The organism is Sediminibacterium sp. GW821-FHT12F12, from assembly GCF_058806635.1.
In genome coordinates, this window is record NZ_JBXAPW010000001.1 from 193402 (window position 1) to 213606 (window position 20205).

21 protein-coding genes are annotated in these 20205 nt (G+C 45.4%); 15 read left to right on the forward strand and 6 right to left on the reverse strand.

All coding sequences use genetic code 11. The features are described 5' to 3' along the window. Positions 1–224 precede the first annotated feature (224 nt). Positions 225–431 carry a cold-shock protein gene (locus tag AC1RNB_RS00765; protein WP_490834747.1) on the forward strand — a complete coding sequence of 69 codons (207 nt, stop codon included), beginning with the start codon at positions 225–227 and terminating at the stop codon, positions 429–431. Positions 432–544: 113 nt separating this feature from the next. Here AC1RNB_RS00765 and AC1RNB_RS00770 read toward each other — a convergent pair whose 3' ends face one another. Continuing rightward, a complete protein-coding gene (locus AC1RNB_RS00770) occupies positions 545–1939 on the reverse strand; it encodes a hypothetical protein (protein WP_493079846.1) in 1395 nt (464 codons plus the stop codon). 193 nt (positions 1940–2132) lie between these two features. Here AC1RNB_RS00770 and AC1RNB_RS00775 point away from each other — a divergent pair, with 193 nt between their 5' ends. From AC1RNB_RS00775 to AC1RNB_RS00805, 7 genes are all read left to right on the forward strand, one after another. Continuing rightward, complete coding sequence (locus AC1RNB_RS00775; protein WP_493079848.1) at positions 2133–2702, forward strand: RNA polymerase sigma factor; 570 nt, start codon at positions 2133–2135, stop codon at positions 2700–2702. Positions 2703–2708: 6 nt separating this feature from the next. Further along, positions 2709–3044 carry a hypothetical protein gene (locus AC1RNB_RS00780; protein ID WP_493079850.1) on the forward strand — a complete coding sequence of 112 codons (336 nt, stop codon included), beginning with the start codon at positions 2709–2711 and terminating at the stop codon, positions 3042–3044. After that, positions 3044–3616: a Spy/CpxP family protein refolding chaperone gene (locus AC1RNB_RS00785; RefSeq protein ID WP_493079852.1), complete on the forward strand. Its 573-nt coding sequence runs from the start codon at positions 3044–3046 to the stop codon at positions 3614–3616. The genes AC1RNB_RS00780 and AC1RNB_RS00785 overlap by 1 nt, the downstream gene beginning before the upstream one ends. Before the next feature lie 61 nt (positions 3617–3677). Next, positions 3678–4433, forward strand: coding sequence for a YHYH protein (locus AC1RNB_RS00790; RefSeq protein ID WP_493079854.1), 756 nt, complete (start codon positions 3678–3680; stop codon positions 4431–4433). Between the two features lie 105 nt (positions 4434–4538). Further along, positions 4539–4961, forward strand: a complete 423-nt coding sequence (locus AC1RNB_RS00795) for a DUF4890 domain-containing protein (RefSeq protein ID WP_493079856.1) — start codon at positions 4539–4541, stop codon at positions 4959–4961. Between the two features lie 2 nt (positions 4962–4963). Continuing rightward, positions 4964–5626: an SCO family protein gene (locus tag AC1RNB_RS00800; RefSeq protein ID WP_493079857.1), complete on the forward strand. Its 663-nt coding sequence runs from the start codon at positions 4964–4966 to the stop codon at positions 5624–5626. Continuing rightward, positions 5623–6231 carry a toxin-antitoxin system YwqK family antitoxin gene (locus AC1RNB_RS00805; RefSeq protein ID WP_493079859.1) on the forward strand — a complete coding sequence of 203 codons (609 nt, stop codon included), beginning with the start codon at positions 5623–5625 and terminating at the stop codon, positions 6229–6231. Before AC1RNB_RS00800 ends, AC1RNB_RS00805 begins: the two co-directional genes overlap by 4 nt. 408 nt (positions 6232–6639) lie before the next feature. Here the strand turns inward: AC1RNB_RS00805 and AC1RNB_RS00810 are convergent, their stop codons facing one another. Together AC1RNB_RS00810 and AC1RNB_RS00815 are read right to left on the reverse strand one after the other, a co-directional pair. Beyond that, positions 6640–7833: a pyridoxal phosphate-dependent aminotransferase gene (locus AC1RNB_RS00810; protein WP_493079861.1), complete on the reverse strand. Its 1194-nt coding sequence runs from the start codon at positions 7831–7833 to the stop codon at positions 6640–6642. 92 nt (positions 7834–7925) lie between these two features. After that, the gene (locus tag AC1RNB_RS00815) at positions 7926–8315 is read right to left on the reverse strand and encodes a DUF1573 domain-containing protein (RefSeq protein ID WP_493079863.1); all 390 of its coding nucleotides are present in this window, start codon (positions 8313–8315) and stop codon (positions 7926–7928) included. 192 nt (positions 8316–8507) lie between these two features. On the opposite strand from AC1RNB_RS00815, the gene AC1RNB_RS00820 reads away from it, so the two are divergent. Both AC1RNB_RS00820 and AC1RNB_RS00825 read left to right on the forward strand, forming a co-directional pair. Further along, entirely contained in the window at positions 8508–10898 is a 2391-nt protein-coding gene (locus AC1RNB_RS00820) for an alpha-ketoacid dehydrogenase subunit alpha/beta (protein WP_493079864.1), read from the forward strand. A 64-nt stretch (positions 10899–10962) separates the two neighbouring features. Further along, positions 10963–11376: a DUF1801 domain-containing protein gene (locus AC1RNB_RS00825; protein WP_493079866.1), complete on the forward strand. Its 414-nt coding sequence runs from the start codon at positions 10963–10965 to the stop codon at positions 11374–11376. Here AC1RNB_RS00825 and AC1RNB_RS00830 read toward each other — a convergent pair. The 3 genes from AC1RNB_RS00830 to AC1RNB_RS00840 form a co-directional block, all read right to left on the reverse strand. Continuing rightward, positions 11366–11785, reverse strand: a complete 420-nt coding sequence (locus AC1RNB_RS00830; RefSeq protein WP_493079868.1) for a thiol-disulfide oxidoreductase DCC family protein — start codon at positions 11783–11785, stop codon at positions 11366–11368. The genes AC1RNB_RS00825 and AC1RNB_RS00830 overlap by 11 nt on opposite strands. Before the next feature lie 87 nt (positions 11786–11872). Then, positions 11873–12595, reverse strand: coding sequence for a YebC/PmpR family DNA-binding transcriptional regulator (locus tag AC1RNB_RS00835; protein ID WP_493079869.1), 723 nt, complete (start codon positions 12593–12595; stop codon positions 11873–11875). A 132-nt stretch (positions 12596–12727) separates the two neighbouring features. Then, entirely contained in the window at positions 12728–14344 is a 1617-nt protein-coding gene (locus AC1RNB_RS00840; RefSeq protein ID WP_493079871.1) for an amino acid permease, read from the reverse strand. 154 nt (positions 14345–14498) lie between these two features. Here AC1RNB_RS00840 and AC1RNB_RS00845 point away from each other — a divergent pair, with 154 nt between their 5' ends. From AC1RNB_RS00845 to AC1RNB_RS00865, 5 genes are all read left to right on the forward strand, one after another. Then, entirely contained in the window at positions 14499–15752 is a 1254-nt protein-coding gene (locus AC1RNB_RS00845; RefSeq protein WP_493079873.1) for a dicarboxylate/amino acid:cation symporter, read from the forward strand. 9 nt (positions 15753–15761) lie between these two features. After that, a complete protein-coding gene (locus AC1RNB_RS00850; RefSeq protein WP_493079875.1) occupies positions 15762–16460 on the forward strand; it encodes a DedA family protein in 699 nt (232 codons plus the stop codon). Continuing rightward, positions 16457–17695 carry an MFS transporter gene (locus tag AC1RNB_RS00855; protein WP_493079876.1) on the forward strand — a complete coding sequence of 413 codons (1239 nt, stop codon included), beginning with the start codon at positions 16457–16459 and terminating at the stop codon, positions 17693–17695. Before AC1RNB_RS00850 ends, AC1RNB_RS00855 begins: the two co-directional genes overlap by 4 nt. 71 nt (positions 17696–17766) lie before the next feature. Continuing rightward, entirely contained in the window at positions 17767–19023 is a 1257-nt protein-coding gene (locus tag AC1RNB_RS00860) for an MFS transporter (protein WP_493079878.1), read from the forward strand. Positions 19024–19077: 54 nt separating this feature from the next. Then, positions 19078–20139, forward strand: a complete 1062-nt coding sequence (locus AC1RNB_RS00865) for a glycosyltransferase family 9 protein (protein ID WP_493079880.1) — start codon at positions 19078–19080, stop codon at positions 20137–20139. Positions 20140–20205 lie beyond the last annotated feature (66 nt).

Sequence of the window (20205 nt, forward strand, 5' to 3'; positions counted from 1 at the left end):
TGTTCTTACTTGAGACGAATGAGGGTAACCCGGTGAAGATACGGTAATAGCTTCCCCTAAGTTTTTTTGTGTAGGATTCTGGCGTTTCTTTGACGCTGATACCCCCTCATTCTGCTCAGAATGACTGATTTTGGGGTCAAAACAGGCCTTTTTGGAAAGACAAAAGGCCGAAAAGCTTCAAAACCCGCGAAAATCACTACATTTAAGGATTAAATTTTAAAATTATGCCAACAGGAGTTGTAAAATGGTTCAATGATTCAAAAGGTTTCGGATTCATCACGCCAGATGATGGTGGTGAAGATCTCTTTGCTCACTTTTCTGCCATTAATATGGGCGGTTTCAAAACCTTGAAAGAAGGACAAAAAGTATCATTTGAAATAACAGATGGTAAAAAAGGAAAACAGGCTTCTAATATTCAGTCTGCCGAATAATCTTTTTTGATCCCCAGCCGCACAATCTGCGGTTTTGAACTATCTCTGTGTTCCCGGATTGAGTAATTGAACCGGGAATACAGAGATTTTGTATGTCAGGACTTCCGCCCGTCTTATTCCACACAATCCATGATGTCCCTGACCTTTTTACGGTTAAAGGGATGGATTGATAATAACAGGTAACCACCTCCATTCAGCATGGGTTCTTTTTTCAACATCCCGAGATTATGAAAACCTACTACCAATGGCCCGGCTTTTACGGCCATACCTACCCATAATTGTCCTTGTGTATTGTATTGAACGGGTAAATACGCTCCCCAGTTCAGGGTTTCCCAGCGGGGTGTTACGGTAAGCAGGTTCAGCTCCCGGGTACGCAGTTTGGTATAACTGGAACTGGAGTAGAAATTCATATTCAATTCCCCATTCACATAAAAATGATTACCGAGATTCCTGTCGATATTCAGGATCAGGCGTGTGGGATTGGCAATCTTAAATGGTGCGGTGATGTCGGCACTGTTGGTAAAAATGGTTCGCAGTGAATCCTTGAAGGATTGGAGATCCCGTGCACCGGTCAATTTCCTGTCAATGGTAGCATCCGTTAGCGCAAAATTAGGACCGAATAATTCCACAGAAGCCGTGCCCGGGGTAAATTGGTTGGCACCCAGGTCCATCAGGCTAAGGCCAATTTTCCAGTCGTAATTCAAGCTGTTATTCCCAATCCCGGCTGTGGTTTCATCGTTATAGGTCATGTATTCAATCCCCATGCTCAGTCCCAGACCTGTTCGGGATTTTTTATAAAAATCTTTAAAGGAACTTTCATCATAATTACCCGAATACCCAAGCGAACCACTGCCATCGGTCAGCGAAAAAATAGTATCTGTGGCATTCTTGGATTCGAAATAACTGACCCTGTTCAGTTTTACAAATGCCCCCGACAAACCTTTCATGATCTGTAAAGTAATCCCCCCGCTTAAACGTGAACGGCTGTCTTCAAATAATACTTTCGAATAGTTCAGATCAGCTTCCAGCCATCCGGTCTGGGTAGCAAATCCTTCTAAGAAGGGAAGATTATTGTTGGCGATGAGAAAATTATGCAAACTGGTCACAGAATCGGTATATCTGAAAGGTGCTGTTTTGGTATGCAGGTAGGTTCTGGCCCTGATACCGAAATTAATGGCGCTCCTGTTATCCATCCGGTATAAAAAATTAAACAGGCTCAGATCTGCGTTGGCATGGTTGATTTTGCTGTTACGATCATCTTTTACTGACAGTTCCTCTGTTCCGTTGGTTGATTTCAGGTAAAGTGAATTGGTGGTCATCTTCAGTTGCGTAGAAAACAGGGTCAGGTCCCATTTGTGAACCGAGTTAACAGAAGAGGCCGGATTATTGAAAACAGCAGTACTGCCCGTATAAGCAGATCCATGCAAAGCCTGGTAACCCTGGGCGGTTAGTTTTACCGATGAAAACAACAGCAGGAGGCTAATAAAGAAGCCGGTTTTTGTATGCATATCTACCCTTGATACCCGCAGGTTACACTGTGCAGCCCGAACGGAATTTTTTATGATTTTGTAAAGAACGCCACCCCGTACAATCCGGTTCAGGTTCTGAAATCCTTCGCGAAGTCAAAATACGGCAGTTTTTTCTGTTTTTGGGCGAAGGTTTTTGTAGGTTGTTGCATCTAACTAACCAATACGGCATTATTTGAGCGAACAGGACTTTATCCGGGCACTGCAAAACGGCGATCAACTGGCATTTAAACAGCTGGTAGAAAGCTGGCAGAACATGGTATTCAATACTGTGCTCAGCATTGTGCAGGACAGGCAGGAAGCGGAAGATCTTTCGCAGGAAGTGTTTATCCAGATATACCAGTCTGTGAAAGATTTCAGGGGCGAGGCCAAACTTTCTACCTGGATGTACCGGGTAGCACTAACCAAGGCCCTGGATGCGGAGCGGAAAAAGAAAACCAAAAAAAGAATGGCCAACCTGCGTTCCTGGATTGGTTTGGGCGAAAAAGAAGAGAACCTGGCGCATTTCCATCATCCCGGTGTAGCACTCGATAATAAAGAACGTGCGGCACTTCTTTTCAGAACCATGCAGCAGTTACCGGAAAACCAGCGGATCGCTTTTACATTGATCAAAGCAGAAGGATTGAGTTACGAAGAAACGGCAACCATCATGAACCTCAGCATAAAAGCGGTAGAAGCGCTGATGCATCGCGCCAAAGAAAACCTTCGGCAAAAATTGAAACATTATTATACCCCCGATAAATAAGTGAACATGCATACCAATAGACCCGACCCCGAAGAACTGGAACAGATACTGAACAGCCTCAATGGTATCAGTCGTGCCGAAATGCCCCCGTTTTTTTATACCCGCCTGCAGGCACAGCTAAATAAAAAAAACGAGGGCGCCGGTTATTTCTGGTACTTGCTTACAAGGCCGGCGGTATCATTGGGAACTTTGTCTTTACTGCTGATCCTGAATATAGCTGTTATCCGTTCCTACCTGCATACACCGTCATCTGCCCAGGTACAGGAAACAACCGGCTTGCAAACATTTGCAGATGAATACGGATTGGGTACTTCTACTGTGTATAACGAAAAAGAAAACTGATGATGAGTTATTTTAACAGGAATAAATGGACCGCCATAGCTTTCCTGGTGCTGATCGCACTCAATATTATCACCCTTAGTACTTTGTGGATCATGCACGAAAGGGGAGCCGAACGTTCCAACGGCAACCAGCCCGCATTGGTTGATTTTCTGGTGAAAGAACTGGGACTGGATTCTGCGCAGAAAAAACAACTGATCGTTTTGCGGGATGAGCACCGGCAGCAGATGCAGGCCATCCGCCGTTATAACCGGGATGCCAAGAACGCTTTTTTTGATCTCCTGCAACAGGAAGATCTTTCCGATACAGCTTTAGCAGCGGCAGCCAAAGAAGCTGCGCGGTATGATGCAGAAACGGATATGCTTACATTCCGTCATTTTCAACAGATTCGCGCTTTGTGCAGGGCAGAACAGAAAGTCAAGTTTGAATCTGTGCTAAGACAAGTGTTGCGGATGATGGCACCACCACCGCCGGGCAGACCACAAGGAGGGCCACCTCCCGGCAGAAACGGTGAAAAACAAGACGGTCCGCCGCCCGGCGAAGAAGGGCAGGCACCACCGCCACCAAGCCAATAATCATTTAACTAAGGCGAAGGTTTTTCAGCAACCATCACATCTAACTTCAAAATCATTTATTATGAACAGGATACAATTTGCCGGCCTAACAGGGCTGGTGGCAATAGCTTTGTTGGGTTTTTCCTGTAAGAAGGATGCTACTGCTACCACCACTATCGTAACCGCCACTGCTTCGGTTCCCGACGTGTTTAAGAAGTTCAATTCCACTGTAACGGTTTCTTCTGATGGAACCACGATCACGATCAAGAGTGATGGTGTTCCCGACCACAAGAGCTGTTATTTTGCTAGTTCCGATGCCCGCTACCAGGCATATAACGGAAGCAATAATGCTTTCTCCAAAAATCCCAACAGTATCGGAACGAAAAGTTTTACGTTCAGGATTCCTGCTTCACCTGCTGTCAATTCAGCGCATGAAGCTACCCCATTGGGGCCAATTGGTGTGGCTATTAACGGTGTGGCTATTTATAACCAGTATGCGGGTCCCAACCAGCCATTAACCAATGAGATCAATTCCTTCGATCAGTATAATGGTCATCCGGATCAAAGTGCCACTTATCATTATCATGTAGAACCTTTGTATATCACGCTGAATAAAACAAAGAGTGCGCTGATCGGTTTTTTATTGGATGGATTTCCTGTTTATGGTCCTCTGGAAAATGGAAAAACACTGGTGAGTGCAGACCTGGATACTTACCATGGTCATACCGCTGTTACCGCTGATTATCCCAATGGCATTTATCATTATCATATTACAGCCGATGCGCCTTATATCAATGGAGTGGGCTTCTATGGTACCAAAGGATCTGTGACACAGTAATGCTGTTCACGGTTTAGGAAAACGCTAACAAGTGATGGCAAGGGTTGGCAATTCATAATTACATCTGATGGTTGTTATTATATTATTTCATTTATTATCAATCGTATGAAAAAGAAATTTCTGACAGTATTCGCATTATTGGGTTTTACAATGGTGATCGCACAACCTGAACCACCCAAACCTCCTTCGAAATCGGAGAGACTGAAACACGTTACAGAAAAGATCAACAAAGAGATTAACTTAACAGCTGCGCAAAAAACCAAACTGGAAGCAGCTTACAGTGAGTTTTTTGATGGTATGGAAAAAATCCGGTCAAAAGAAGGCAGACCGACTGCACCACCGCCTCCACCACCACCTGTTAACAGAGAAGCAGCAGAGAAGCTCAGTGCAGCGCGTGATGCAAAGATCAAAGCGATGCTGACTGAAACACAGTTCCGGAAATATACCGCTATGGAAAAATCTTTGCGCCCGCCTGTACCAGGTAACAAAGAAGGTAAACCCATGCCACCACCTGCGCCAAAACAATAAACATGTTTAAAGCATTCTCTTTTTTTTGTGTGATAGGATTCGTTACTACCTTCTCCTCCTGCCAAACACCTGAACAACAGGAACAGGCGGAGAAGGTATTGCCTTTTTATACCAGTGCTGATTTCACGCCGCAATGGATCAGCACTACTGATCCGGCATACAGCGGAATACATGCCATACCCGATTTTCAATTCACTGATCAGCAGGGTAAAACCATTACGGCGAAAACAGTGGCCGGTAAGATCTATGTAGCAGGTTTTTTCTTCACCGCCTGTCCGGGAATCTGTAAGCGGTTAACCAATCATCTCGCGCTTGTGCAGAAAGCCTATCTCGCTGATGATGATCTGCGGATCCTCTCACATAGCGTAACTCCCGATACAGATAGTGTTGCCAGGTTGCAGCAGTATGCTGCAGATTATGGAGTGGTGAGCGATAAGTGGTTCCTGCTTACGGGTAACCGGGATTCGATTTATACCCTCGCGCGCAAAGCATACTTCGCGGATGAGGATATGGGTATACAAAAGAACAGCAGCGATTTCCTTCACACTGAGAACCTGTTACTGATTGATCGGCACCGGCACATCAGGGGTGTGTACAAAGGCACTTCGCTGAAAGATGTGAACGACCTGATCGCGGATATCAGGTTATTAAAACAGGAAGAATGAAAATTGTCTTCGCAATAATATTAGTTGTACTGATAACCAGCTGCAGCGAACAACCTGCTCTCATCGCAACTGTATATCAGTCACCGCAGATTCCTGCCATAACCGTAGACAGGTCTGATACTGCGCTGCATCTTGTAAACGGTGTCTGGCTATGGAATGGCCAGCCTTTCAGCGGAACCATAGAAACCTGGTATATGTCAGGACAGATCCGTTTATCCCAACAATTTTATACCGGAAAAGAAGAAGGACTGATGCAGTCTTTTTATGAAAATGGCAACCGGGAGGCCCAACGTTTTTATCACAATGGAGAAAAAGACAGCGTACACCGGGGCTGGTGGCTGAATGGGCAACTGCAATATGAATATCATTACCGGAACGGCGAATACGAAGGCGATTTCAAAGAATGGTATCCATCCGGCAAGCCATTCAAGCATATTTCATACCACCAGGGTAAGGAACAATGGGGAAAAGGCTGGCGCGAAAACGGTAAACCCTATATGAGCTTTGTTATGCGCAATGGCCGGCTCTATGGTTTAATTAACCCCAATTTATGTTACTCTCTTAAGAATGAGAGGGGGGAATATGTAGAAAACAGCTCAGAATAGACGAGAGTTCTAAGTGATAAGTTCTAAGGCAGCGCAAGCCAATTCTTACCTCTTCCGCTCGTCTGTTCCTTGTTCATCTGTTCTTCTGTTCCTTTCTTCCAACAAAAAGTCCCCTGTAGAAACAGGGGACGTCTTCGATTGCTTGCCATATAAGAAAAGAGATAATTATCAATTCATTAACCTGAAATCAACAGTAAACCTTCTGTCTATCTGTATTTTTGTTTCTGCTGTAAAGATAAGGGAAAATCAAATAACATAGTATTTTATTCAATAATTAATTATTTTTTACATTTTTTTGACATTTTTAGGCAAAAAAATAAGAATATGATAATATGTAATTATTTGTAATATATTATCATAAATGGTTAAACATCTTTTATTTGTTAAAATAAAGTATTGATTAACAGTCTACTTTTTGCCTGGATATTCTTTTAATGCCACTTCAAGGCAATCCATTGCCTTATTTATGTCATTTAAATTTAATACATAAGCTAATCTTACTTCCTGTTTGCCTAATCCGGGGGTTCCGTAGAAGCCGGTAGCGGGTGCCAGCATCACGGTTTGGTTCTGGAAAGAGAAACTTTCGAGTAACCACTGGCAAAAAATATCCGCATCGTCGATCGGCAGTTTGGCAATGGCATAAAAAGCGCCACCGGGATTGGGACAGAATACCCCTTCCATGGCATTCAGCCTTTGTACAATCAGGTCGCGACGGGATTTATATTCCGCTTTGGTAGTATCAAAATAATCAGCAGGAAGGTCAATCGCAGCTTCACCGGCTATCTGCGCAAAACTGGGCGGACTCAGTCTCGCCTGTGCAAACTTCATGACAGCATCCAGCAGGGTTTTGTTCTTGGTGATGAATGCCCCGATCCTGCCGCCGCAGGCACTGTATCTTTTACTGATGGTGTCCATGATGATCACATGCTCATCAACCCCTGTCAGGTGCATGGCGCTTACCTGTTTGCCTTCATAGCAGAACTCACGATACGCTTCATCTGAGAACAAAAAGAGATTATGTTTCAGGATGATCTGTTTCAGCTGCTGCATTTCTGCATCGCTGTACAGGTAACCGGTAGGATTATTGGGGTTGCAGATAACGATGGCTTTGGTGCGGGGGGTGATCTTTTTCTCAAACTCTTCAATCGGCGGCAGGGCAAATCCATTCTCGATATGAGAAGTGATAGGCACCACGGTTACACCAGCCGCTACGGCAAAACCATTGTAGTTGGCATAAAAAGGTTCCGGGATGATGACTTCATCACCCGCATCCAGGCAGGCCATAAAACCAAACTGGATGGCTTCACTACCGCCGGTAGTAATAATGATCTCATTATGATTTACATGAATGCCTACGCTTTCATAATATCCCACCAGTTTACGGCGGTAGCTTTCGTTACCGGCGCTATGGCTGTACTCCAGCACTTTAAAATCGCTGTTACGAACGGCATCGAGCACCATTTTGGGTGTTTCGATATCCGGCTGACCGATATTCAGGTGATATACTTTGGTTCCTCTTTTTTTGGCTGCTTCTGCATAAGGAACCAGTTTGCGTATGGGGGAGGCGGGCATGTGCTGGCCGCGTTGGCTGATCTGTAACATTTTGCAAAGATAGTTGGGGTGGCAACGTTGTCAAAACAAAATACGCAACCGGTACTGGTTGCGTATCTGTGGTTATGCGAAACGGTATGCTATTATTTAGTTTTGCCCTTGGCCGCAGGAATCACTTCACCATCAATGGTGAGCACCATGGGTAATTGCTGGTTGGCAAATTTTACATTCACATTTTTCTTGAAAGTACCCATTGCAGCTGCATTATAAGTTACTTTAATGGTGCTGGATTTGCCTTTCAGGATCGGGTCCTTGCTGTATTCAGGTGTGGTACAACCACATTCTGCATTGGCAAACTCGATCACCGCGGGTTTGTTGCCATTATTGGTGAAAGTGAATATATAAGTGGCGGGCACATTCTGTTTGATCTTGCCAAAACTGTGTGTGGTTTTCTGGAATACGATATCAGGTGATGCTTGTGCGTTAACAAAACCGGCTACCAGCAGGGCGGCCATAAAGAGGATCTTTTTCATTGTGCGGATTGATTTAAAAGGTAAAATTACTGAATCAGGAACTACGGAAAGCCAAATCTGTGCCAAAGCCCGCTTTTTAGCTGAATTTTTAAAATTGGCTTTCCCCCGCCCCCGATTGGGGATAAATCGTGTTTTTTAGCGGATAAACTAATTTACGTTAGTCTATTCCGCGGGTAATGTTATTTTTGCTCAATGGAACAAACATCTGCACTAGGGTACAAAGATGATATGCTTTCTTTTGAGGGCTTTCGCAATACCATATTGGATGATTACAGAACGGCGGTAGTGAGCAGGGAAGTGAGTTTGCTGGGCAGGAGAGAAGTACTGACCGGTAAGGGTAAATTCGGCATTTTCGGTGATGGAAAAGAAGTGGCCCAGATAGCCATGGCGAAATTTTTTCAGCCCGGCGATTTCCGCAGCGGGTATTACCGCGACCAGACTTTCATGTTTGCTGCCGGACTGGCCAGTGTGGAGCAGTTTTTTGCGCAATTATATGCCGATCCTGATGTTAAAAATGATCCTTTCAGCGCGGGCCGGCAGATGAACGCGCATTTTGCCACAAAGTTTGTAGATGAGAACGGTAACTGGCTGGATCTGGCTAACCGTAAAAATATTTCTTCCGATATGGCCCCCACTGCTTCGCAGATGCCGAGGGCTTTGGGATTGGCCTGGGCCTCTAAATGTTTCCGCAGTGCCAGTCATACTGATCAGTTTGAATCATTGAGTCACCACGGAAACGAGGTCTGTTTCTGTACCATCGGTGATGCCAGTACTTCGGAAGGCCATTTCTGGGAAACCATGAATGCGGCCAGTGTATTACAGGTACCGCTGGCGGTATTTGTTTGGGATGATGGGTATGGTATTTCGGTTCCCAAAAAATTCCAGACCACTAAAAATTCCATTTCTGAAGCCTTGCGTGGCCTCGAAAAAGAAGAAACCACGAACGGGATCCGGATCTATAAAGTAAAAGCCTGGGATTATGCCGGCATGTGCGAAGTGTTTGAAGAAGCGTTACAGCAGATGCGCGAAACACATGTACCTGCTTTGTTCCATGTAGAAGAAGTTACACAGCCACAGGGCCACTCAACCAGCGGTAGTCACGAGCGGTACAAAACACCGGAGCGACTGGATTGGGAGAAAGAGTGGGACTGTATCAAAAAAATGAAAGAGTGGCTGATCGAAACCGGTTTATCGAATGCAGAAGAGCTGACCGAGATAGAAGCGGGTGCCAAAGAATATGTGCGCAACAGCCGTAACAAAGCCTGGGAAAAATACCAGGCACCCATCAAAGAAGCTGCTGCCCTTGCTGCAGAACTGATCAGGGGCATGATGGTAAATGATATGGAGAAATACAATCATTTACAAAAACTGGCCACAGAACTGCAGAGTCATAAAGAACCTTTACGCCGCGATGTGCTGCGCACACTGGCCCTGGCCATGGAAACAGCGCCTGCTTCTCCTACTGTATCTGAACTGAAGGGTTATTACAACGAATTGCTGGAAGAGAACCGTGCCCTCTACAACAGCGATCTGTATAATGAAGGTGTGAAAAGTGCCCTGAAAGTGCCGGAGGTAAAACCGCTGATCGCTTTTGATGCGCCGGTAGCCAACGGGTATGAAGTACTGAATAAATATTTTGATGCCTTGTTTGCCAGCAATCCCTATGTGTATGCATTTGGTGAAGATGTGGGTTATATCGGTGATGTGAACCAGGGATTTGCCGGATTGCAGGATAAACATGGTAAAGACAGGATTTCTGATACAGGGATCCGTGAATTAACCATCATAGGGCAAGCCATTGGTTTATCGCTTCGTGGTTTGCGCCCGATTGCGGAGATCCAATACCTGGATTACCTGCTGTATGGTTTACAGCCCTTGAGTGATGATGTATCTACTACGCATTTCCGCACCAAAGGACAACAAAGCTGCCCGGTCATTATCCGTACCCGTGGTCACAGGCTGGAAGGGATCTGGCACAGTGGTTCGCCACTGGGTATGATCATCAACTCGCTGCGGGGTATGTATATCTGCGTACCGAGAAATATGGTGCAGGCGGTGGGTATGTATAATACTTTGTTACGCGGTAATGATCCTGCCATGATCATTGAATGCTTGAACGGATACCGACTCAAAGAAAAAGTACCGGCCAACCTGCTGGAATATACCGTACCACTGGGTGTGCCGGAAATAGTGAGAGAGGGATCTGATATCACACTGGTAACCTATGGTTCTACACTTCGTATTGTAGAAGATGCAGTAGAACGTTTGCAACAGATGGAGATCAGTTGTGAATTGATTGATGTACAGACTTTATTGCCTTTTGATATCCATCATGTGATTCTCGGATCACTCAAAAAAACCAGCCGTATTGTTTTTATAGATGAAGACGTGCCGGGTGGGGCAGCTGCCTATATGTTCAGTAAAGTAATGGAAGAGCAGAAAGCGTTCCAGTGGCTGGATGTGGCGCCGCGAACCATTACGGCGCAGGCACACAGACCGGGTTATGGCAGTGATGGAGATTATTTCAGCAAACCCAATGCAGAAACGATCATCACTGTAATCAAAGAAATGATGCAGGAGTAGAGATGCTGTTGATAGCAGCCGTGAGAGAGGTTTTTGACATTGATACCAACCCCATTCAATACCTATGACAAAAGCTGCCGCTCCCAAACTTTCCGGAACAGCCGAAGTGCTTTTATTTCTGGACAGCTGTCAGCATCCGCTGAAACCGGCGATGGAATTTTTGCGCAATTTGATCCTTGACTCAGACAAAACAATTACAGAACATATCAAATGGAATGGTCCCAGTTTCTGTTACGGAGGAGACGACAGGATCACGTTTAACCTGCATAAGAACGATCAGATCCTCGTGGTGTTTCATCGCGGCGCCAAAGGTAAAGAGACCAAAAGTGATGCTCCGCTTTTTACAGACAGCACCGGATTATTGCAATGGTTATCCAATGAACGAGCTGTTGCGAAATTTTTCAGCCTGGAAGAAGTACAGGAAAAGAAAATCAAGATCAAAAAAATAGTGAAGGATTGGCTGAAAGCTACCGGCTGATAAATAAGCTGTTTAATTCTGCTGTAGGCAGCCAGCAGACTTCTTTTTTCCCAAACCAGCGATACCTGTTTCTGGCGATCAGTTTGTATACACTGTTCCTGATAAAAGCAGGCAGCAGGATAAAAGTATACAACCCAGACCAGAGTCCATTGAGTTTTCTCACTACCCGCAGGGCTGCAGTAGACTCGGTGTAATATTTCCCGTCCTCCCATACAATAAATGAGTCGAATGTATCGGCAGAGAGGCCGTTTTGCTGCAGGAACTGTTGCCCTAACTCACTTTGTAAAGAAGCGAACCGGAAATAATGTTTCGGATCATGTTTGATGATAAACTGAACAGAGCCGGTGCAGAGATTGCAGACACCATCGAAGAAAATGACAGGATTTTTGAGTGTCTGCAGGTTGATCATGTGGGGAAATTAAAAAGTCAAAATTAAAAAGTCAAAAGCGGCTATCGCTGCCCTTTTTGACTTTTTAATTTTAACTTTTGCCTTACATTATGCCATATTATGAAACACTTTATTCACATCCTCATCCTGTTCTAATCTTTCAATCAGTTTACTCACGTCTTCTGCCTGCTCGTCGGTAACAGGAACGGTGGTGGTAGGGATCCATTCCAGCTCGGCGCTGATGGGTGAAATACCTTTTTCTTCCAGTGCTTTCTGCAGGTTACCAAAATCTACAAAAGCGCAACGTAATACAATGATCGGATTACCCTGGTCGTCGTTACTGTCTCCCAGTTCATCCAGACCATGGTCTATCAGTTCCAGCTCCAGTTCGTCCATGTTGAGACCTTCCGGTTTCAGTTTAAACACTCCCATCTTTTTAAACTGGAAGCTAACGGAACCGCTGTTACCCAGGGCGCCATGTCCTTTATTGAAATGACTTTTTACATTGGCTACGGTACGAACGTGGTTATCGGTAGCGGTTTCTACCAGCAGGGCCACACCGTGCGGTGCGTATCCTTCATACAGGATCTCCTCGTAGTTGCTGGTATCTTTCCCCATGGCCCGTTTAATGGCCGCTTCTACCCGGTCTTTGGGCATGCCTACACTCTTCGCATTCTGGTAACAACGGCGCAGGGCAGGGTTGGTAGCCGGATCGGGCCCACTGGCTTTTACAGCAATCACAATCTCCTTCCCGATGCGGGTAAACTGTTTGGCCATCTTATCCCAACGGGCAAACATGGTGGCTTTACGTACTTCAAAAATCCTTCCCATGATCTATTCTGTTTACAATATGAGTATTAGTGGGGTGGCAAAATTAACGGAATGAAACTTAGCCACCAACGAAGGGCATAAAAAAACCGTTCCGGCACTACCCGGAACGGTTTTCTGAAGATATGCAACAGATTAATGTTTCTCGAAATCAGATGCGTGCGGCAGGATCTCGCTCGGATTGCTCAGTTTACTTCTTTTTTTACTGTAGAGGAAGTAAACCACCAGGCCCAGTGCCATCCAGCCAAAAGCCACTTTCAGGGTCTGCTGGTCAAGTGCCACGATCATACCCAGGCAGATCACCGCTCCGAGTATCGGCACCAGCGGAACCAGTGGTGTTTTGAAAGAACGGGGGATTTCCGGAGATTTTCTGCGAAGTATCCATACACCAAGACTTACCAGTACAAAGGCAAACAGGGTACCGAAGCTGGTCAGATCGCCGGCCACACTACCCGGTACAAAAGCGGCAAACAGGCCCACGAAAATGAAGAGGATCCAGTTGGCTTTGTAAGGGGTTTTGTATTTAGGGTGCAGATCGCCGAAAACTTTCGGGATCAGTCCGTCGTTACTCATGGTATAGAAAATACGGCTCTGGCCCATCAACATCACCAGGATCACCGAAGAGAAACCGGCCAGGATGGCTACGGTTACACTGGTACCCAGCCACTCGTATCCTTTCATATAGGTCTGGATGGCATAGGCAACAGAAGCTTCTTTACCGGCTGTTTTAAATTCGGTATAGTTGGCCACACCGGTTAATACGTGTCCAAAGAGGATGTATAAAATGGTACAAACCACCAGCGAACCCAGGATCCCGATCGGCATATCGCGCTTTGGGTTTTTGGCTTCCTGTGCGGCGGTAGACACAGCATCAAAACCGATAAAGGCAAAGAACACGATGGCGGCTCCGCCCAATACACCACCCCATCCCCATTTAAAGAATCCGTCGTGTCCGATGGTTCCTTCAGGAATCAGGTAAGGTGTGTGGTTTTCGGGTTTGATAAACTGCCAGCCAAAACCGATGAATAATAAAACGATGGCCACTTTTACAAATACGATGATCATGTTTACAAAAGCAGACTCCTGCGATCCTTTGATTAGCAGCAGGGTCAATAATAACAGGATGATCAGTGCCGGTGCGTTCATGATACCGGTGGTAGATGCTACCAGACCGGTAAGGTTAGCAGGCAGTACCTTAAACTGGTCATCGCTTAATAATAAAACACCATTCTTGACAGATTTGGCTACTTCCGGCATGGCGGCTACGATCTGGTTAACAGCGTCGCCGGTTACTTTGTGCAGACTTTCAAACGGGGAGTGGCACCATTCATACGGTATCGTCCCCCCCAACAAATTATTCAGGTACTCGCTCCAGGCGATAGATACGGTGGCAGCACCCAATGCATATTCCATGATCAGGGCCCAGCCAATGATCCAGGCTACCAGTTCGCCCATGGTTACATAGCTGTAGGCATACGCGCTACCGGCAATGGGTATCATGGAAGCAAATTCAGCATAACATAATCCGGCAAATGCACAACCGATGGCGGCTACTACAAATGATAAGGTAACTGCAGGACCGGCAGCTTCAGCAGAGGCAGCAGCGGTTCTTACAAACAGACCGGCGCCAATGATGGCACCAATGCCCAATGCGATGAGATTACCCGCACCAAGCGTTCTCTTTAAACCCTTTTCTGAATCTTCTGCCATAGCCAGCATGGCTGTCAGAGATTTCTTTCTGAATAAACTCATAAGTACAGTAGTTAAGTTTTCTTTAATTAAAAAGTAGCGGCAAAATAGGCAATTCTGCCATTTCCGCTTCAAAAGATTTATAAAACGGTGAATAGGGTATCACAACAGGCCATTTCAGCAGAAATCTTATATTGCGACACTAATTTGCCGCCAAATGAAGAAATCGAACAGGCTTACCCTTTATATAATTGTGGCAATGATTGCCGGTGTGTTGCTGGGCTATCTGATTCATACCCAATCGAGTCCGGAATTCATCAAATCCTTTTCCATTAATATCAAGCTGCTGACCACCATTTTCCTGCGGCTGGTACAGATGATTATTGCGCCATTGGTATTCTCAACGCTGGTGGTGGGTATTGCCAAACTGGGCGATCTGAAAACCGTGGGTAGGGTAGGTGGCAAAGCCATGTTATGGTTCATTACCGCTTCGCTGGTGAGTTTGTTGCTCGGTATGATGCTGGTGAACCTGTTCAAACCCGGTGCCGGTATAGACCTGAGTAATGCGGATGTGAGCGGGGCCAAAGACCTGGTGGGTAAAACCCAGGAATTCAATATCCAGAAATTTATCGAACACGTTTTTCCAAAAAGTGTGATTGAGGCCATGGCCAATAACGAGATCCTGCAACTGGTGATCTTCAGTATCTTCTTCGGGATCGCTACTGCGGCCCTGGGCGATAAAGCGAAAGTGGTGGTAAAAGGATTAGACGCTGTGGCACATGTGATTCTGCGTATGGTAAATTATGTGATGAATTTTGCACCACTGGGTGTATTCGGTGCTATTTCAGCGGTGATCGCCACCAAGGGATTGGAAGTGTTTATCTTCTACGGAAAATACCTGTTGTACTTCCTGATAGGTATCGCCGCTTTGTGGGCGGTATTACTGCTGGTAGGTTTTCTTGTGTTGGGAAAACGATTGCCCGAATTGCTCAAAAGAATTTTCCCGCCGCTGATCATTGCTTTCAGTACCACCAGCAGTGAAGCGGTTTTTCCGAAGCTGACAGATGAGCTGGAAAAATTCGGTTGTAAGGATAAAATTGTGGCATTCATTTTACCGCTGGGTTATTCTTTTAACCTGGATGGAAGTATGATGTACATGACTTTTGCGAGCATTGCCATTGCCCAGGCCTATGGCATACACCTCGATCTGGGAACCCAGTTAACCATGTTGCTGGTACTGATGCTGACGAGTAAGGGTATTGCCGGCGTACCGCGGGCTTCGCTGGTAGTGGTAACCGCTACCTGCGCCATGTTTAATATTCCGCCGGAAGGTATTGCATTGATATTGCCGATCGATCATTTCTGTGATATGTTCAGAACAGCAACCAATGTATTGGGTAATGCTTTAGCCACCAGCGTGGTAAGCAAATGGGAAAATTCTCTGGAACCGGCAGCTGCCATCACCGAATAAGCGATCATTATGTTAGCAGATATTTTGTTATCCTCTTTTCACTGGAGCCAGTTATTACAACCCCAGTTTTATATTGAACATGGCGGCTTATGGCTGATCCTGTTTGTGGTATTTGCAGAAACAGGCTTATTTGCCGGTTTTTTTCTGCCGGGCGATAGCCTGTTGTTTGTGGCCGGTATCTATAGCTCTAATATTGCCAATGAGATCATTAAAACGGATAACGAATACGTGGGATTGTTTTTATTACTGGTACTGATTTCACTGGCCGGTATTGCCGGTAATATGGTAGGTTATTGGTTTGGCCGCAAAGTGGGTCCGGCCATGTATGGCTGGAAAGAGAATATGCTTTTCAAAAGAAAATATTTACGTCAGGCGCATGATTTTTATGAGAAACACGGCGGTGGAGCTATCGTGATCGCGCGGTTTATTCCCATTATCAGAACCTTTGCACCCATTGTAGCCGGTATTGTGGAAATGGACCGGAAGAAATTTGTCTTTTATAATATTATTGGCTGTGTGGCCTGGGTTTTCAGTATGCTTTTTGGTGGGCATTTTTTGCAGAAGTGGATCCTGGCAGAGTTTGGCTTTGATCTGAAAGACCATCTCGAAATAATTGTATTGGGTATCGTACTGGTAACCACTGCTCCCATCATCTACAAATTGCTGTTCAACAAACACAAAGACCCTCCGCATACCGATCAGGCATGAGTGTAACCCCCAAACAATATGGTGTTCTTTCGCTGCCTGTGATTGTGGGGGCATTGGGTTTTTTTGTGGATGTGTATGATCTGCTGCTCTTCTCTATTATCCGTAAACCCAGCCTGGAATCTTTACACCTATCTCCGGAAGAAGTATTGACACAGGGAGAGATCATTATCAGTGTACAAATGATCGGTCTCACACTGGGTGGTGTGATCTGGGGTATTATGGGTGATAAAAAAGGAAGATTGAGTGTACTCTTCGGCTCCATCATTTTATATTCTCTTGCCAATATTGCCAATGGCATGGTGCAAACGGTACCGCAGTATATTCTTTTAAGATTTATAGCAGGGATTGGTTTGGCTGGCGAGCTCGGTGCCAGTATTACCCTGGTGGCAGAAATGTTGCCGAAAGAAAAAAGAGGTATTGCGGCATCGGTGATTGCCGTAGTGGGTGTATTTGGGGCGATTGCCGCTTTTTTTGTGTACCAGACTTTCCAGGACTGGCGTCTCTGTTTTTATATCGGTGGCGTAATGGGCTTACTGTTATTATTACTCCGTGCCAATGTAATGGAGAGCAGTATGTATGATCAGGTGAAGGATTCCGGAGTGGTGCGGGGGAGTTTTATTATGCTCTTTAATAAAAAAGAACGTGCGTTGCGGTATCTGAAAGGTGTACTCATTGGGTTACCGGTTTGGTATGCCATCGGTATACTCGTTACTTTTTCTGATAAGTTCGGCAAAGAGTTCGGGATAGAAGGCGTAGAGCCAGGTAAAGCCATTATGTACCAGTATGTAGGCATTGCCCTGGGCGATCTGAGTGCAGGGTTGTTCAGCAATTATCTGAAAAGCCGGAAAAAAGCGCTCTTTACTTTCTTCGGTATCCTCAGTCTGTTCATCATTGTATTCTTTTTGCAGGACAGCGGATGGGGAACTGTTCAATCCATGTACCTGATCTGCAGTTGCCTGGGTTTTGGTGCGGGCTTCTCAGTTTTGTATATTACCATGTCGGCAGAACAGTTTGGCACCAATCTCCGCGCTTCTACGGCTATTTCTATTCCGAATGTAGTGCGGGGTGTACTGCCCTTGATCATATTATTGCATCGCGGATTACGGAGTCTGACAGGTAGTTATATTACCGGTGCATGGATGACGGGTGGAATTATTATGCTGCTGGCAGTAGCGGCAGCTTATTATACAAAGGAGAGTTTTGGAAAGGATATGAATTTTGTGGAGGAAAATTAATGAGTGAATGAGTGGGTGAGTGAATGAGTGAATGTTCCTGTTTTTGATTGTTATTGCTAAAGCCTGTTATTATGATTGAGAAAAAATTTGGGATCTTATCTGTTCCGGTGATCGTTGCTGCATTGGGGTATTTTGTAGATATCTACGATCTGCTGCTGTTTACCATTGTGCGGGAGCCGAGTTTACAGGGGATTGGCGTGGTATTAAGTGAAAAGGCACAGGTATTGGCGGCCAGTACCAAGATCATCAACTGGCAGATGGTGGGTTTGTTGATTGGTGGTGTGATCTGGGGTACCATTGGTGATAAAAAAGGAAGACTGAGTGTGTTATTCGGCTCTATTGCATTGTATTCGATTGCTAATTTTTTAACGGGGTATGTGCAAACCGTAGACCAGTATGCCTGGGCACGTTTTGTGGCAGGTGTAGGTTTAGCGGGTGAGTTGGGTGCGGGTATTACGCTGGTAAGCGAGCTGCTGCCTAAGGAGAAAAGAGGCGTGGGAACTTCGCTGGTGGCGGGTATTGGATTGTTTGGTGCGGTGTTCGCTTATTTTATTTACAAAGCTACCAACGACTGGCGCCTTTGTTATAAAATAGGTGGCGGACTGGGTATTGTATTGTTATTACTCCGTATTTCAGTGGCAGAGAGTGGCATGTTTCACCAGGTGAAACAGCAGGTGGGTGTGCAGCGGGGTAATTTCCTGATGTTCTTCAATAATAAAAAAAGATTCAAAAAATATTTTCTCGCTATTCTCATCGGTTTGCCTACCTGGTATGTGATCGGGATCCTGGTAAACCTGAGCAACCGTTTTGCCGGCGAACTGTATGGTGATAATAAGGTAGAAAGCGGCCGGGCCATCATGTTCGCGTATGTGGGTATTGCCGTGGGTGATATCCTGATCGGATTGGTGAGTCAGTATTTTAAAAGCCGGAAAAAAGCACTGCTTTGTTTTTTCGTCCTCTGTATTTTTTCTCTCTTTGTTTTCTTCAGTGGCTTTAATAACAGCGATAGCCGCATGTATGCCATCTGTGCCATGCTGGGTTTCAGTACCGGCTTCTGGGCTATTTTTATTACCATGGGAGCGGAGCAGTTTGGCACTAACCTGCGGGCCACAGCTGCCACTACCATTCCGAATATGGTGCGTGGCGCCCTGCCATTGATCAATCTCATGTTCCTGAACCTGTTTCAGAAAACCTGGAGTTGGGGATTATTACAGAGTGCCATTGTTACCGGTATAGTGGTGATGGGTATTACCCTGATCGCCTTCTATTTTACCGAAGAAACTTTTCATAAGGATCTCAATTATATAGAAGCTACAGAGTACCCCTGATCTTCGCTGCCAGGCAGAAAGGGAGGAACCCCTAATTGGACTACCTTTGTAACCATGTTCGAGAGTAACATCAGTACCCCTGCTCACCCAACCAGCCTTCTTTCTGAGGGCCAGGGGAAAGGAACTGGTAAAAAGTTCCTCATCATCCGTTTTTCTTCCATTGGTGATATCGTTCTTACCACACCGGTGATCCGTTGTTTGAAAGAGCAGGTGCCGGGTGTCACAGTCCATTTTCTGACCAAAGAAACTTACCGCACACTGGTAAAAAATAATCCTTACATAGATAAAGTGCAGGTGCTGGGTAGTAGCTGGGAACTGCTGATGCACCAGCTACAGTATGAAGACTATGACTATATCATTGATCTGCACCATAACCTTCGTACCCTGCGTATTAAACGGGCATTGAAAACAGCAAAGTCATTTTCTTTCGATAAACTGAATATTGAAAAGTGGCTACTCACCGCATTCAACATTAACCGGCTGCCGGATGTACATATCGTAGACCGTTACCTCGATACTGTAAAAAGTTTCGGTGTAGTGAATGACCAGCAGGGACTGGATTATTTTTATACGGAACAGGATAAGGTTAGTTCCCAAGACCTGCCCGTATCACATCTCTTTGGTTTTGTGGGCCTGGTGATAGGTGCGGCACTGGAAACCAAAAAAATGCCGGTACATAAACTCACAGAACTCTGCGCAGCTATTCATTATCCGATTGTATTGTTGGGTGGTCCGGAAGACCGGGCAAATGGTGATGCCATTGCTGCCACAGACCCCATCAAGATCTATAATGCCTGTGGTAAATTCAGCCTGAACGAAAGTGCCGACCTGGTGCATCGAGCGCACCTCATCATTACACACGATACCGGCTTGATGCATATAGCTGCTGCATTCAAAAAACCGATCGTAAGTATCTGGGGTAATACGGTTCCTGCATTTGGGATGGGACCATACTACGGAAATGCAGCCGTGAAGAGTGAGATCTCAGAAGTGCATGGCCTGCGCTGCCGACCCTGCAGTAAAATAGGGTATCATAAATGTCCGAAAGGTCATTTTAAATGTATGGAGTTGCAGGATGTGACACACCTGAATAGTTTGGTTCAATCCTATCTCTGATCCTACCTTACTAAAAAAGATCCCCCTGAATTACTTCAGAGGGATCAACCCAAAACTCAACTGCTA

Bases quoted from the DNA above. Each gene is read 5' to 3' on its own strand.
- AC1RNB_RS00765 (WP_490834747.1), top strand. From the start codon at position 225: ATGCCAACAGGAGTTGTAAAATGGTTCAATGATTCAAAAGGTTTCGGA.
- AC1RNB_RS00770 (WP_493079846.1), bottom strand. From the start codon at position 1,939: ATGCATACAAAAACCGGCTTCTTTATTAGCCTCCTGCTGTTGTTTTCA.
- AC1RNB_RS00780 (WP_493079850.1), top strand. From the start codon at position 2,709: ATGCATACCAATAGACCCGACCCCGAAGAACTGGAACAGATACTGAAC.
- AC1RNB_RS00785 (WP_493079852.1), top strand. From the start codon at position 3,044: ATGATGAGTTATTTTAACAGGAATAAATGGACCGCCATAGCTTTCCTG.
- AC1RNB_RS00790 (WP_493079854.1), top strand. From the start codon at position 3,678: ATGAACAGGATACAATTTGCCGGCCTAACAGGGCTGGTGGCAATAGCT.
- AC1RNB_RS00795 (WP_493079856.1), top strand. From the start codon at position 4,539: ATGAAAAAGAAATTTCTGACAGTATTCGCATTATTGGGTTTTACAATG.
- AC1RNB_RS00800 (WP_493079857.1), top strand. From the start codon at position 4,964: ATGTTTAAAGCATTCTCTTTTTTTTGTGTGATAGGATTCGTTACTACC.
- AC1RNB_RS00805 (WP_493079859.1), top strand. From the start codon at position 5,623: ATGAAAATTGTCTTCGCAATAATATTAGTTGTACTGATAACCAGCTGC.
- AC1RNB_RS00810 (WP_493079861.1), bottom strand. From the start codon at position 7,833: ATGTTACAGATCAGCCAACGCGGCCAGCACATGCCCGCCTCCCCCATA.
- AC1RNB_RS00815 (WP_493079863.1), bottom strand. From the start codon at position 8,315: ATGAAAAAGATCCTCTTTATGGCCGCCCTGCTGGTAGCCGGTTTTGTT.
- AC1RNB_RS00820 (WP_493079864.1), top strand. From the start codon at position 8,508: ATGGAACAAACATCTGCACTAGGGTACAAAGATGATATGCTTTCTTTT.
- AC1RNB_RS00825 (WP_493079866.1), top strand. From the start codon at position 10,963: ATGACAAAAGCTGCCGCTCCCAAACTTTCCGGAACAGCCGAAGTGCTT.
- AC1RNB_RS00830 (WP_493079868.1), bottom strand. From the start codon at position 11,785: ATGATCAACCTGCAGACACTCAAAAATCCTGTCATTTTCTTCGATGGT.
- AC1RNB_RS00835 (WP_493079869.1), bottom strand. From the start codon at position 12,595: ATGGGAAGGATTTTTGAAGTACGTAAAGCCACCATGTTTGCCCGTTGG.
- AC1RNB_RS00840 (WP_493079871.1), bottom strand. From the start codon at position 14,344: ATGAGTTTATTCAGAAAGAAATCTCTGACAGCCATGCTGGCTATGGCA.
- AC1RNB_RS00845 (WP_493079873.1), top strand. From the start codon at position 14,499: ATGAAGAAATCGAACAGGCTTACCCTTTATATAATTGTGGCAATGATT.
- AC1RNB_RS00850 (WP_493079875.1), top strand. From the start codon at position 15,762: ATGTTAGCAGATATTTTGTTATCCTCTTTTCACTGGAGCCAGTTATTA.
- AC1RNB_RS00855 (WP_493079876.1), top strand. From the start codon at position 16,457: ATGAGTGTAACCCCCAAACAATATGGTGTTCTTTCGCTGCCTGTGATT.
- AC1RNB_RS00860 (WP_493079878.1), top strand. From the start codon at position 17,767: ATGATTGAGAAAAAATTTGGGATCTTATCTGTTCCGGTGATCGTTGCT.
- AC1RNB_RS00865 (WP_493079880.1), top strand. From the start codon at position 19,078: ATGTTCGAGAGTAACATCAGTACCCCTGCTCACCCAACCAGCCTTCTT.